Annotated in this window: 13 protein-coding genes; 12 read left to right on the top strand and 1 reads right to left on the bottom strand. The window is 74.6% G+C overall.

Annotated features, from left to right (window positions below):
• Positions 1 to 26 precede the first annotated feature (26 nt).
• The 12 genes from Ani05nite_RS11510 to Ani05nite_RS11455 all read left to right on the top strand — a co-directional run bounded on the left by Ani05nite_RS11510 (position 27) and on the right by Ani05nite_RS11455 (position 11792).
• Positions 27 to 1988, top strand: coding sequence for a vWA domain-containing protein (locus Ani05nite_RS11510; protein ID WP_203767649.1), 1962 nt, complete (start codon positions 27 to 29; stop codon positions 1986 to 1988).
• 238 nt (positions 1989 to 2226) lie between these two features.
• A complete protein-coding gene (gene clsA / locus Ani05nite_RS11505) occupies positions 2227 to 2886 on the top strand; it encodes a cardiolipin synthase ClsA (RefSeq protein ID WP_203767647.1) in 660 nt (219 codons plus the stop codon).
• Positions 2883 to 3773 (top strand): DUF881 domain-containing protein, encoded by an 891-nt coding sequence (locus Ani05nite_RS11500; protein WP_203767645.1) that lies wholly within the window; start codon positions 2883 to 2885, stop codon positions 3771 to 3773. Before clsA ends, Ani05nite_RS11500 begins: the two co-directional genes overlap by 4 nt.
• Complete coding sequence (locus Ani05nite_RS11495) at positions 3770 to 4102, top strand: small basic family protein (RefSeq protein ID WP_203767643.1); 333 nt, start codon at positions 3770 to 3772, stop codon at positions 4100 to 4102. The genes Ani05nite_RS11500 and Ani05nite_RS11495 overlap by 4 nt, the downstream gene beginning before the upstream one ends.
• Positions 4103 to 4110: 8 nt before the next feature.
• Entirely contained in the window at positions 4111 to 6273 is a 2163-nt protein-coding gene (locus Ani05nite_RS41820; protein ID WP_275410531.1) for a DUF881 domain-containing protein, read from the top strand.
• Between the two features lie 28 nt (positions 6274 to 6301).
• Positions 6302 to 6682, top strand: a complete 381-nt coding sequence (gcvH, locus tag Ani05nite_RS11485) for a glycine cleavage system protein GcvH (protein WP_203767641.1) — start codon at positions 6302 to 6304, stop codon at positions 6680 to 6682.
• A gap of 205 nt (positions 6683 to 6887) precedes the next feature.
• Positions 6888 to 7340 (top strand): oxoglutarate dehydrogenase inhibitor Odhl, encoded by a 453-nt coding sequence (odhI, locus tag Ani05nite_RS11480; RefSeq protein WP_023362861.1) that lies wholly within the window; start codon positions 6888 to 6890, stop codon positions 7338 to 7340.
• Between the two features lie 62 nt (positions 7341 to 7402).
• Complete coding sequence (ftsR, locus tag Ani05nite_RS11475; RefSeq protein ID WP_203767638.1) at positions 7403 to 8083, top strand: transcriptional regulator FtsR; 681 nt, start codon at positions 7403 to 7405, stop codon at positions 8081 to 8083.
• A 185-nt stretch (positions 8084 to 8268) separates the two neighbouring features.
• Positions 8269 to 8733, top strand: coding sequence for a bifunctional nuclease family protein (locus Ani05nite_RS11470; RefSeq protein WP_125804926.1), 465 nt, complete (start codon positions 8269 to 8271; stop codon positions 8731 to 8733).
• Positions 8734 to 8872: 139 nt separating this feature from the next.
• On the top strand, positions 8873 to 9436 hold the full coding sequence (locus tag Ani05nite_RS11465; protein ID WP_203767636.1) for a MerR family transcriptional regulator: 564 nt from the start codon (positions 8873 to 8875) through the stop codon (positions 9434 to 9436).
• Positions 9437 to 9502: 66 nt separating this feature from the next.
• Positions 9503 to 10123: a class I SAM-dependent methyltransferase gene (locus tag Ani05nite_RS11460; protein WP_203767634.1), complete on the top strand. Its 621-nt coding sequence runs from the start codon at positions 9503 to 9505 to the stop codon at positions 10121 to 10123.
• 28 nt (positions 10124 to 10151) lie between these two features.
• On the top strand, positions 10152 to 11792 hold the full coding sequence (locus Ani05nite_RS11455) for a PP2C family protein-serine/threonine phosphatase (RefSeq protein ID WP_203767632.1): 1641 nt from the start codon (positions 10152 to 10154) through the stop codon (positions 11790 to 11792).
• Here the strand turns inward: Ani05nite_RS11455 and Ani05nite_RS11450 are convergent.
• A complete protein-coding gene (locus Ani05nite_RS11450) occupies positions 11717 to 12580 on the bottom strand; it encodes a LysR family transcriptional regulator (RefSeq protein WP_203767630.1) in 864 nt (287 codons plus the stop codon). The genes Ani05nite_RS11455 and Ani05nite_RS11450 overlap by 76 nt on opposite strands.
• Between the last annotated feature and the right edge of the window lie 26 nt (positions 12581 to 12606).

Raw genomic sequence — 12606 nt, 5'->3', positions numbered from 1 at the left:
GGCCGAGACCGGAACCGGGTCGGGCCATGGCCGGTAACCGGTTCCGGTACGGCGCGTGGCGCGACGGGCCCGACCCGCTCGCGCCGCCCTACGACGTGCGGGCGGCCGTGGACGAGGTCGGCGAGCGGGTGCTCGGCGGCGACAGCCTCCGCGATGCCCTGCGCGACCTGCTGCGCCGCGGCCCCCGCGACGGCCGCGGCCTCGACGACCTGGAGGCCCGGGCCCGGCGGATGCGCCGCGAGGCGTTGCGCCGGGGCAACCTCGACGGCGCCGTCACCCGGGCCCAGCAGCTGCTGGACCAGGCGGTCGCGGCCGAACGCGACGAGCTGCGCGGGCGCGAGGGCGACGACGCCCGCTTCCAGGAGGCGGTGCTCGACAACCTGCCGCGCTCCACCGCCCAGGCGGTGCGGGAGCTGGCCGACTACGACTGGGCCAGCGACGAGGCCCGGGCGACGTACCAGCAGATCCTCGACGGTCTGCGGCGCGAGGTGGTCGAGCAGCGCTTCGCCGGGATGAGGGACGCCCTGCAGGGCCGCGACCCGGCCACCGACGCCCGGGTCGCCGAGATGGTCGGCGACCTCAACGACCTGCTCGGCAAGCACGCCCGCGGCGAGGACACCGACGACGCGTTCCAGCAGTTCATGGACAAGCACGGCGAGTTCTTCCCGGAGCATCCGCAGAGCATCGACGAGCTGGTCGACTCCCTGGCCCGGCGGGCCGCGGCGGCCGAGCGGCTGATGCGCTCGCTGAGCCCGCAGCAGCGCGAGGAGCTGGCCCAGCTCATGGACCAGGCCCTCGGCGACGGGCCGCTGCGCGGGCAGCTGGCCGAGCTGACCGACAACCTGCGGGCGCTGCGCCCGGAGCTCAACTGGAACCGCGGCGAGCGGATGCGCGGCAACGAGGACCTCGGCTACGGCGACGCCACCGCGGCGCTCGGCGAGCTGGGCGAGCTCGACGACCTGCTGGAGCAGCTCGGCCAGGAGCACCCCGGGGCGACCCTGGACGACGTCGACGTCGAGGCGGTCGAGCGCCAGCTCGGCCGGGGCGCCGCCGACGACGTGCGCCGGCTGCGCGAGCTCGAACGCGAGCTGCGCCGCCAGGGCTGGGTCACCCGCGACGAGGACGGCCTCACCCTGTCGCCCAAGGCGCTGCGCCGGCTCGGCCGCACCGCGCTGGCGCAGGTCTTCTCCGACCTGTCCGGCAAGAAGCGGGGCCAGCACGACCTGCGCGACGCGGGGGCGGCCGGCGACCTGATCGGCTCGTCGCGCCGCTGGCAGTTCGGCGACGAGCAGCCGCTGGACGTGGTGCGCACGATCGGCAACGCGGTCCGCCGCCGCGCCGGGGCGGGCGTGGGCACCCTGCCGGTGCGCCTGGAGCCGGAGGACTTCGAGGTCGCCGAGACCGAGCGGCGGGCGTCGGCGGTGGTGGCGCTGTGCGTCGACCTGTCGTACTCGATGTTCGCCGACGGCCGCTGGGGTCCGATGAAGCAGACCGCCCTGGCCCTGTCGCACCTGGTGGCGACGCAGTTCCCGCAGGACTCGCTGCAGATCATCGGCTTCGGGCGGTACGCGATGAGCCTGTCGCAGGGCGAGCTGGCGGCGATCGAGCCGGACATGGTGCAGGGCACCAACCTGCAGCACGCGCTCAAGCTGGCCGGGCGGCACCTGCGCCGGCACCCGGGCGCCGAGCCGGTGGTGCTGGTGGTGACCGACGGCGAGCCGACCGCCCACCTGGAGGACGACGGCCAGGCGTCCTTCACCTGGCCCACCCGGCCCGAGACGGTCCAGCTCACCGTGCGCGAGGTGGACCTGCTCACCCGGTACGGCGCGACGCTCAACGTGTTCATGCTGGGGGAGGACCCGGGCCTGCGCCGGTTCGTCGACGCGGTGGCCCAGCGCAGCGGGGGACGGGTGTTCAGCCCGGACGTCTCCGAGCTCGGCCGCTACGTGGTCGACGACTACGTGCGCAGCCGCCGCGGCAAACGCTGACGACGCGGGACGCATCCTTCCTAGGACGCCCTGGGCGATGTGTCCCGCGTAACGTCCCGCGCGCGGCGGCCCGGGGTGGACCGGGACAACGACGGGGCTGGCTATAGTGGCTCGCGAGTGACCGGGCCCCGGCGTGTCCGGCGGCCGACCGGGGGGTCGGGCGCGGACGATCACCGCGGGGCACGGGCCGTGACGTCCGCGGGTGGGGTCCCGGGGCCGCAGGGGGAGAGGGGGCGCGATGTCGCAGCAGCCTGCGCAGGTGACGCCCGGCTCGCCGACGCCCGGAGCGGCCGCGCCGATCGCCGCCTCCGACCGGATCTGGACCATCCCCAACGTCATCAGCTTCGTCCGGCTGCTCGGCGTGCCGCTCTTCCTGTACCTGCTGCTCGGCCCCCACCAGGACGTCGCCGCGGTGATCGTGCTGGCGGTGGGCGGCACCACCGACTGGGTCGACGGCTATGTCGCCCGCCGGATGAACTCGGTCAGCCGCCTCGGCGAGCTGCTCGACCCCTTCGCCGACCGGCTCTACATCCTGGCCACCCTGGTCGGCTTCACCCTGCGCGAGGTCGTGCCCTGGTGGCTGACCACGGCCCTGCTGCTGCGCGAGGCCGTGCTGGCCGTCGCCCTGCTGGTGCTGCGCCGCCACGGGTACGGGCCGCCGCCGGTGCACTATGTCGGCAAGACCGGCACGTTCGTGCTGCTCGGCGCGTTCCCGGTGCTGCTGCTGGCCGAGGCGGTCCCGTCGGTCCACGCGGTGGCCGCGCCGATCGGCTGGGGCCTGGCCTGGTGGGCGCTCGGCCTGTACTGGGCGGCCGCCGTGCTCTACCTGGCCCAGACCCGCGCCGTGCTGCGCGCCGACCGGGCCGACCGCGCCCGGACCGGAGCAGTAGCCGGATGACCTCGCCCGACGGCGGCGACGGTCAGCGCCGGTTCGCCCCGGACTTCCTGACCGAGCTGTTCCAGAACCCGCTCGACCCGGGCTACGCCGACGCCGCCGCGCGCAAGGCCCGCGGCGAGGGCCGCACCGGCGCGCCGAAGCGGATCGTCCGCGGCATCAGCACGCTGACCGTGATCGCGCTGGGCTTCCTGCTGGTGGTGGCCTACCAGCAGACGATGGCCGACGAGCCGGCCCGCAGCCGGGCCCGGGCCACCCTGGTCGACCAGGTGCAGAGCCGCCGCGGCGAGACCGCCGAGCTGCAGGCCCGCGCCGACCGGCTCCGGGCCGAGGTCGCCGACCTGCGGGCCAAGCAGCTCGGCGGGGCCGGCGTGGCCCGGCTGCGCGGCCTGGAGGCCGAGACGGGCCTGGCCCCGGTACGCGGCTCCGGCGCCCGGGTCACCGTCGGCGACGGCCCGATGCCGGTCGACCCGCTGACCGGCGAGCGCAAGAGCGAGGCCCGGGTCCGCGACACCGACCTGCAGGTGGCGACGAACGCGCTCTGGGCGGCCGGCGCCGAGGCGGTCGCGGTCAACGGTCAGCGGCTCACCGCCACCTCGACGATCCGGCAGGCCGGCGAGGCGATCCTGGTCGACCTGCGGCCGGTGACCACGCCGTACCAGGTGGTGGCGATCGGGCCCAAGGACCTCGCCGGCACGTTCCGCGAGGGCGCGGCGGGCCGCTTCTTCCGCGCCCTGAACAACAAGTTCGGCATCACGTACGACGTGACCGTGGTCAGCAACGTCACCCTCGACGCCGCCGCCGAGCCGAACCTGCGCCAGGCCGTGCCGTCCGTGCCGCCGTCCGGTGCCCCGACCCCGTCCAGCAAACCGTCGAAAGGCGGCAGATGATCGCCGTACTCGCCCTGATCGCCGGCGTCGTGCTCGGCATCGTGTTCCATCCGACGGTGCCGCCGGCGCTGCTGCCGTACCTGCCCATCGCGGTCGTCGCCGCGCTGGACGCGGTCTTCGGCGGCGTGCGGGCCAAGCTCGACGGGATCTTCGACGACAAGCAGTTCGTGGTGTCGTTCATCTCGAACGTGCTGGTCGCGGGCATCATCGTCTACCTGGGTGACCAGCTCGGCGTGGGCAACCAGCTCTCCATCGGCGTCGTGGTGGTGCTCGGCGTGCGGATCTTCGGCAACGTGGCCGCGATCCGCCGGCACCTGTTCCGGGCGTAGGGGAGCCGATGACCGACGACCAGCAGCCCGAACCCCGGACCCCGGACCGCCCGGCGACGCTCGGCGACCCGGGCATGCCGGCGGCCGGCCGGCGCCCGGCGGCCGACGCCGGCGCGCACGCCGAGCCCGCGGCCCGGCTCGATCCCCACGCGCCGCTGTCGGCGGACGGCCCGACGGTGCGGCTGCCGGCGGCGATGACGCCGCCCGCGGACCGGGACACCCCGGCAGTGTCCGCGGACACCGCCGCGACTGGTGACGCGTCGGCGTCCGAGGCGGCCGGGCCCGCAGAGCAGGTGGGTGTGCCTTCCTCGGCGGACGGGGACACCGTGGTCGCCGGGCCGCCACGCCCGCACGACGACGGCGGCAGCCGCGGCGAGGCGGCCGCGCCGGACGACGACACGGCTGCGAGCCCGGACCGGGCCGCTCTCCCGCCGCGGGCCGAGCACGCGGTCGACGCGCACGGTGGGTCGTCCCGGCCTGACGGCCGGCCCGTCGGCAGCGGACGGCCCCGGCCCGACGATGACGCGATGGCCCGCTCGGCGGGCCGGCGCGACCATCCCGGCGGCGGACGGCCCGATCCCGACGAGGAGACGGTGGTCCCGTCGGGGGCCTGGCGCGACGACGACGCGGTCGCGGACTCCGGGGCGGCCTGGCGCGACGACGAGCCCACGACGTCGCTGACCGGACCGCCGGCGCCGTTCGCGGACGACGAGCCCACGACATCCCTGACCGCCCCGCTGTCGCGGTCGGCGGACGACGAGCCCACGACATCCCTGGCCGCCCCGCTGTCGCGGTCGGCGGACGACGAGCCCACCACGTCGCTGACCGCGCCGCCGGCACCGTTCGCGGACGATGAGCCCACGACGTCGCTGACCGCGCCGCCGGCGCCGTCCGGGGCGGACGCCGCGCCGGACCCGCCGGTGCGGGATCGATCCCTCGGCGGCGGGTCCACCATGCGGTTGCAGCCGCCGTTCTTCGCCCCCGGCACGACCAGGACGCCGCGGCCGGCGACCGGTCCGGGCGCGGGGGCGGACCGGTTCGAGCCGCTCGGCGCCGCGGCCGAGTCCGGGGACCGGTGGACGGGCGCGCCGGCCGGCGCGCGCGAGCGCGACACGCCCGAGCTGTGGCAGGACCGCGTGACCCGGGCCGCCGCAGCCGCCGACGAGAAGCGGGCGGCCGAGCACGCCGGAATCGACGACACCGGAGGCGGCGACGCCCGAGGCCACGACACCGGACGCGGCGACGCCCGAGGCCACGACACCGGGAGCGACGCCGCCCGAAGCCACGACACCGGACGCGGCGACGCCCGAGGCCACGACACCGGGAGCGACGACCTCCGAGCCGGAAACGCCCGCAGCGGGAACGTCGGCGGGGATGGTCCCGCCCCGGAGGAGGACGCCGGCCCGACCGCGGCCGGTTCACCCGCCGCCGTGTCGGGGGGCGCTCCCGCCGTACCGCAGAAGCCGGCCGCCGGCCGGCGGCTGTCCTCCGCGGGCGCGCTGATCTGGTTGTTGCTCGCCCTGCTCGGCTTCACCATGGTCGTGCAGCTGCAGAGCAACGACCAGGACGCCGGCCTGGCCACCGCCCGCCAGGAGGACCTGGTCGGCATCCTTAGCGACCTCGAGGCCCGCGACCAGCGCCTGCAGCAGGAGATCAACGCCCTCGAGGAGAGCCAGCGGCAGCTGACCTCCGGGGTCGCCGGGCGCCAGGCCGCGCTCGCCGAGGCCGGCAAGCGGGCCGAGGAGCTGGGTCTGCTGTCGGGCACCCTGCCCGCGCGGGGGCCCGGCCTGAAGATCGTCATCGACCCGAAGGGCCAGCCGATCAAGGCCTCGGCCATCCTGAACGCCGTGCAGGAGCTGCGCGGCGCCGGCGGCGAGGTGATGGAGATCATCGGCGACAACGGCGTCGCCGTGCGGATCGTGGCGTCGTCCTATTTTGTCGATGCCGACGGCGGGCGCGTGATCGTCGACGGCAAGAAGCTCAGCGGTCCCTGGACGCTGTGGGTCATCGGTGTGCCGTCGACCATGCAGACGGCGCTGCAGATCCCCGGTGGGGTGGTCGCTTCGGTGAGCCAGGCCGGCGGTAACGTGACCATGGAGCAACGCACGGCGGTCGAGGTGACCACTGTGCGCCAGCCCACCAGCCTGCAGTACGCACGTCCGGTCTCGTGAGCGGACGCGCTTGTCAACGGAGGAACGCGTGATTCCTGAGGACCTGCGGTACACGGCCGAGCACGAGTGGGTGTCCGGTGACGGCACCGGGCCCGTGCGGGTGGGCATCACCCACTTCGCGCAGGACGCGCTCGGCGACATCGTCTTCGTGCAGCTGCCCGACGAGGGCACGGCTGTGCAGGCCGGCGACCAGCTCGGCGAGATCGAGTCGACCAAGAGCGTCTCGGAGATCTACGCCCCGGTCGCCGGCACCGTGGTGGCCCGCAACGGCAGCCTGGCCGACGAGCCCGAGCTGATCAACGCCGAGCCGTACGCGGCCGGCTGGCTCGTGGAGATCGCCCCGGACGACCCGGCGGCGCTCGACGGCCTGCTGGACGCGGAAGCGTACAAGGCACTGACCGACAGCTGATCGTCCGCGCGTCTGGTTGCCCGCCATTTCGGCGCTGACTAGGCTCGCGGGGCACATGAAGAAACCTGTCATTCCTTAGATACCGATAGTCGTGCCGTCCGGACCTCCGGGCAGCGGCGGGGGGCGCTGCGCTCCGGACCCGGGTCCGGCTCGCTCACCCCGTGTCGTCGGGCGGCGAGGCGAAACAGATCCGTGAGGTGGTCCGATGACGCGCCCAGACGACGAGTTCCCCCCACTCGACGTCACGTCCACGCTGAACCTCGGTGCGCTCGACGAGGTGCTCGAGGGCCCCGAGACCGACGTGGTGCCGAGCCGGATGTCCGGTTCGTTGCCCCCGGGGATGGCGCTGCTGGTCGTGCGCCGAGGCCCCAACGCGGGTGCGCGGTTCCTGCTGGACCATGACGTGACCACGAGTGGCCGCCATCCCGACAGTGACATCTTCCTGGACGACGTGACGGTCTCGCGCCGGCACGCCGAGTTCCATCGCGACGGCGGCACCTTCACGGTGCGCGACGTGGGCTCGCTCAACGGCACGTACGTGAACCGTGAGCGGGTCGAGTCGGCCACCCTGAGCAACGGGGACGAGGTCCAGATCGGCAAGTTCCGGCTGGTCTTCATCGCCGGTCCCCGGCCGGAGGGCGAGGGAAGCGGGGCGTGAACCCGTCCGGGGCGGCCGCGCACGACCAGGGCCCGCGCGCCCAGGGTCGTGACGCTGCGCTGATGAGCATCGGGGAGGTGCTGGCCCAGCTGCGTACCGAGTTCCCCGACACCACCATCTCCAAGCTCCGGTTCCTGGAGGCGGAGGGGCTGGTGGACCCGCAGCGCACCGCCTCCGGTTACCGGAAGTACTCGTGGAACGACGTGGCGCGGCTGCGCTTCGTGCTGACCGCGCAGCGGGACCAGTACCTCCCGCTGCGCGTCATCCGCGAGCAGCTCGAGGCGCAGGAGCGCGGCGCCGACCCGCTGGAGCACCGGCGGCCGTCGCTGGTGGCGGTCGGCTCGGAGGCCGAGGTGCCGGCGGACGCCGCCGACACCCGGGTGTCGCGGGCCGACCTGGTCGAGCGCACCGGCATCGCCGAGCAGATGCTCACCGAGCTGGAACAGATGGGCCTGGTGGCCTCGCGGCCGCCGGGCTGGTACGACGGCGACGCGGTGGTGATCGTCGAGGCGGTGGTGGGCCTGGTCCGGCACGGGCTGGAGCTGCGGCACCTGCGCGCGTTCCGGACCGGCGCGGACCGCGAGGTGGGGTTGTTCGCCCAGTTGCTGACGCCGTTGATGCGCCAGCACGACCCGGCGGCGCGGGCCCGGGCGGCCGAGACGGCGCGCGAGCTGCAGGCGCTGTCCCAGCGGCTGCACGCGGCGCTGGTGCGGGCGGGGCTGCGCGACACGCTGGGACGCTGATCCCGGCGGGCCGATTGGCCGGCGCCGGCCGGGGTATCGGACTGACACGGGCATCGTGTGGCGCTCGGTCCCGGGCGTCCGTGTACCGTGCAGGATAGGCGGGAAACAGCCTGATGGTCGCGTTGCCCTCACCGGCGGCGGCGGCCTGACGGGGCGGCGACGACGAAGCGACACGGAGGCGGGCGGTGCGCGAGCTGAGCGTGGTCGGGGTTCGGGTGGAGCTGCCCAGTAACCAGCCGATCGTCCTGCTCAGGGAGGTCGACGGCGATCGGTACCTGCCGATCTGGATCGGCGCGGTGGAGGCGACGGCCATCGCGTACGAGCAGCAGGGCGTGAAGCCCGCCCGGCCGTTGACCCATGATCTGCTACGGGACATCCTCGCGGCCCTCGAGGCGCCGCTGAAGGCCGTGGAGATCACCGAACTCAAGGAGAACGTGTTCTACGCGGACCTGCTGATCGGTGACGACCTGCGGGTGTCGGCGCGGCCCAGCGACTCGATCGCCCTGGCCCTGCGGGTGGGCGCGCCGATCCGCTGCGCCGACCAGGTGCTGACCGAGGCGGGCATCGTGATCCCGGACGAGCAGGAGGACGAGGTCGAGAAGTTCCGCGAGTTCCTCGACCAGGTACGCCCGGAGGACTTCGCCGGCTGAGCAACGCATCGACGGTCACCGGAGGTCCGGTCGTCCGTACGCGGCGTGTCGCGGCATTACCTCCCTGTTTCGTGGCTCGCTGAGTTATACGCTCGTGAAGTCCAGGTGAAGCGGCACCGCGCAGCGGGGAGGTAGTCGCGTGCACGAGTCAGACTCTGAAGAGGGTCCGCTTGTCGGCGAGGACGGCGATACCGGGTATCGCGGAGTGACGGCTTGTCAGGCGGTCGGCATCAGCTACCGCCAGCTCGACTACTGGGCGCGGACCACGCTGGTGGTGCCGAGCATCCGTGACGCCTCGGGCTCCGGCACGCAGCGGCTCTACTCGTTCCGCGACCTGGTCGTGCTCAAGGTGGTCAAGCGCCTGCTCGACGCGGGCGTCTCCCTGCAGAACATCCGCAAGGCGATCGAGACGCTGCGCTCGCGCGGCGTCGACGACCTGGCCGGCATCACGCTGATCTCCGACGGCACGACGGTGTACGAGTGCCGCTCGCCCGAGGAGGTCGTGGATCTGCTCCAGGGCGGCCAGGGTGTCTTCGGCATCGCCATCGGCGGCGCCTTCAAGGAGATCCAGGGTTCGCTGTCGCACCTGCCGGCCGAGCCGGCCGCCGGGCCGCAGCCGGTCGGCACGGGCACGGGCACGGCCGAGCCGGCCGCTGCCGGTGACGAGCTCGCCGCCCGCCGCGCCCGCCGCCGGGCCGGCTGACCGGCGCCGTTGCCGGATCGGCAACAAACGTTGCCGCCGGACCGCGAGGACGCGCAGGCTGAGCGCATGACTGACGCGACCTACTGGGACACCCGCTACGCCGACAGCGCCGCCGTCTGGAGTGGCAACGCCAATACCGCCCTCGTGCACGAGGTCGCCGACCTGACCCCCGGCTCCGCGCTGGACCTCGGCTGCGGCGAGGGCGGCGACGCGATCTGGCTGGCCGCCCGGGGCTGGACCGTCACCGCGGTCGACGTCTCCGCCGTGGCCCTGGCCAAGGCGGCCGCGCACGCCGCCGACGCCGGCGTGACCATCGATTTCCAGCAGCACGATCTCGGCGCCTCGTTCCCGGCCGGCCGCTACGACCTGGTCTCCGCGCAGTTCCTCTACCCGCGCGGCGACGTGCCCCGGGAGCAGATCCTGCTGGCCGCCACCGCGGCGGTCGCCCCGGGCGGCATCCTGCTCATCGAGGGCCACCAGGACTTCGGCCCGTACGCCGAGCAGCACCGCTCGCACGGCGATCTGCGCTTCCCCGAGCCGGCCGAGGTGGTCTCCGGCCTGCGGCTGGCCGACGGGCAGTGGCAGGTGCTGCGGTGCGAGACCCACGACCGGATCCAGAACGGGCCGGACGGCACGCCGGCGCACCGCACGGACAGCACGATCAAGGTGCGCCGCCTGCCGCGGTGAGCGGACGGCGGGGGGCTACATTCTCCAGGTGATTGATCCCTTCGCCGCCGCGGGCACGCTGCGTGACGCTTACCGGCAGGTGGACTGGGCGGCGACGCCGCTCGGGCCGGTGGCGGCGTGGAGCCCGACCCTGCTCGCGGCCGTCGACCTGGCGTTGCACACCCGCGCGCCGGTCACGCTGCTCTGGGGACCGGAACACATCCTGATCTACAACGAGGCGTACGCGCCGATGATCGGCGACAAGCACCCCGCCGCGCTGGGCGCCCCCGCCGCGGCGGTGTTCGCCGAGATCTGGGACACCATCGGCCCGATGCTCGAGTCGGTGCGCACCGGCCGGGGCGCCGTGTGGGTCGAGGACCTGCGCCTGCTGATGAACCGGCGGGGATTCCTCGAGGAGACCTACTTCACGTTCTCCTACTCGGCGGTGACCGAGGGGGACGGCCGCATCGGCGGCACCATCGACATCGCCTCCGAGACGACCGCGCAGGTGCTCAGCCGGCGCCGGCTGGCGCTGCTCAGCCGGCTCCACGATCGGCTGGCGGGCGCCGAGAACGTCGAGGATCTGCTCGATCACGCCCTGCCGGTGCTGCGTTCGGCGCCCGACGACCTGCCCGGCGTCGACATCCTGCTGGCCCAGGAGCCCGCGCCGCCGGGGCGCGACGTGGTCGTGGAGACCACCGGGGCCGGCCGTGTCGCCCGGGTCCGGCTCGCCGGCGCCGGGCCGGCCGGCGCGGACGCGGTGCTGGTCAGCCGGATCAACCCGCATCTGGCCGTCGACGAGGAGTACCTGGCGTTCTTCCGGCTGCTCGGCGCCGCCCTGGCCCAGGGCCTGCAGCGCGCCCGGACCCGGCAGGCCGAGCGGCGCGCCACCGTCATGGAACGCGAGCTGTCCGAGGCGCTGCAGCGTAGCCTGCTGGCCGCGCCCGCGCAGCCGGAGCACACCGAGGTGGCGGTGCGCTACCAGCCGGCCGGCGAGGGCGCGCACATCGGCGGCGACTGGTACGACGCGTTCACGTTGCCCGACGGCCGGCTGACGGTGGTGGTCGGCGACGTGACCGGGCACGACCGGCGGGCCGCGGCGGCGATGAGCGAGATCCGCAGCCTGCTCCGGGGCATCTCGTACGCGCTGCTCAAGCCGCCGGCGCTGGTGCTGACCGGGTTGCAGGAGGCGATCCAGGGGTTCTCGGTGGACGTGTTCGCCACGGTGGTGCTGGCCCAGATCGAGCGGGCCGGGCCCGGCCTCCCCACGCTGCGCTGGTCCAACGCCGGTCACCCGCCGCCGGTGCTGATCGCGCCGGACGGCGCCGCGCGGCTGTTGGAGACCCCGCCGGAGACGCTGCTCGGCACCCGCGGCCGCCCGGTGCGCACCGACCACCGGGTGCAGCTGCCCGCGGGCACCAGCGTGGTCTTCTACACCGACGGCCTGATCGAGCGGCGGGGCGCCACCCTCGACGACGGCCTGCGGGCGCTGACCCGGGCGCTGACCGGCCGCGCCGGGCTGACCGCCGAGCAGATCTGCGACCACCTGCTGGCCACCTTCGCCGGCGACAGCGAGGACGACGTGGTGCTCGCCGTGGTGCGGGCCGGCGCCGATCAGCCCGTGGCCAGCAACCGCAGCACCAGCGCCAGCGGCGGCCAGCCCGAGCGGCCGCGGCGGGTCACCGCGTAACAGCGCAACCGGACCTCGGGGCCGGCCAGCGGGAGCACCCGTACGCCGGGCAGCGCGCCCACGTCCATCGGCAGCAACCCGACCCCCAGCCCGGCCAGGATCATGTCCTGGACCAGGTCCAGGCTGTCCGCCCGGTGCACGATCCGCGGGGCGAAGCCGACCAGCGAGGCGACCGTGCGCACCACGTCCTCGTCGGCGGTGCTGCGGGAGTTGACGATCCAGTCGTGGCCGGCGAACCCGGCGAAGTCGGTCGCCGGGGCGTGCGCGGGCACGGCCAGGCCCCACGGCGCCTGCCACAGCGGCACGGCCTCCAGCCCGGGGTCGAACGCGGCCGGGGCCAGGTTGTAGTCGTAGGTCAGGGCCAGGTCGACGGCGTCCATGGCGAGCAGCTCGAACGCCTCGAACGGCTCGTGCTCGTGGATCAGCAGGCGGACCCGGGGGTGGGCGGCGGCGAGGGTGGCCGCGACCGGCAGCAGCGAGCGGCGTACGGCGGTGGCGAAGCCCGCGACCCGCAGCTCGCCGGCCGGCTCGGCCCCGGGGTCGAGGTCGAGGCGCGCCGCCTCGACGGCGGCCAGGATGGTGACCGCGTGCCGGGCCAGGCGCTGCCCGGCCGGGGTGAGCCGGACCCGGCGGCCGGCGGGCTCGATCAGCGTGGCGCCGGCCTCGCGGGCCAGCACGGCGAGCTGCTGGGAGACCGTCGAGGTGGTGATGTGCACCTCGTCGGCCACTGCCCGCATGGACCCGAGCCGGGACAGTTCGACCAGTAACCGCAGGCGGCGCGTCTCCATCCGGCCATTGTCAGCCGTTGTCGAAC

This window comes from Actinoplanes nipponensis, from assembly GCF_016862275.1.
Lineage (GTDB): Bacteria > Actinomycetota > Actinomycetes > Mycobacteriales > Micromonosporaceae > Actinoplanes > Actinoplanes nipponensis.
Note: the sequence above shows the minus strand (reverse complement) of the source record. Positions and strands in the feature narration are given on the sequence as shown.

Coding starts and splice junctions, on each gene's coding strand:
- Ani05nite_RS41820 (WP_275410531.1), top strand. CDS start 4,111: ATGACCGACGACCAGCAGCCCGAACCCCGGACCCCGGACCGCCCGGCG.
- Ani05nite_RS11495 (WP_203767643.1), top strand. CDS start 3,770: ATGATCGCCGTACTCGCCCTGATCGCCGGCGTCGTGCTCGGCATCGTG.
- Ani05nite_RS11510 (WP_203767649.1), top strand. CDS start 27: ATGGCCGGTAACCGGTTCCGGTACGGCGCGTGGCGCGACGGGCCCGAC.
- odhI (WP_023362861.1), top strand. CDS start 6,888: ATGACGCGCCCAGACGACGAGTTCCCCCCACTCGACGTCACGTCCACG.
- Ani05nite_RS11460 (WP_203767634.1), top strand. CDS start 9,503: ATGACTGACGCGACCTACTGGGACACCCGCTACGCCGACAGCGCCGCC.
- clsA (WP_203767647.1), top strand. CDS start 2,227: ATGTCGCAGCAGCCTGCGCAGGTGACGCCCGGCTCGCCGACGCCCGGA.
- Ani05nite_RS11500 (WP_203767645.1), top strand. CDS start 2,883: ATGACCTCGCCCGACGGCGGCGACGGTCAGCGCCGGTTCGCCCCGGAC.
- ftsR (WP_203767638.1), top strand. CDS start 7,403: ATGAGCATCGGGGAGGTGCTGGCCCAGCTGCGTACCGAGTTCCCCGAC.
- Ani05nite_RS11450 (WP_203767630.1), bottom strand. CDS start 12,580: ATGGAGACGCGCCGCCTGCGGTTACTGGTCGAACTGTCCCGGCTCGGG.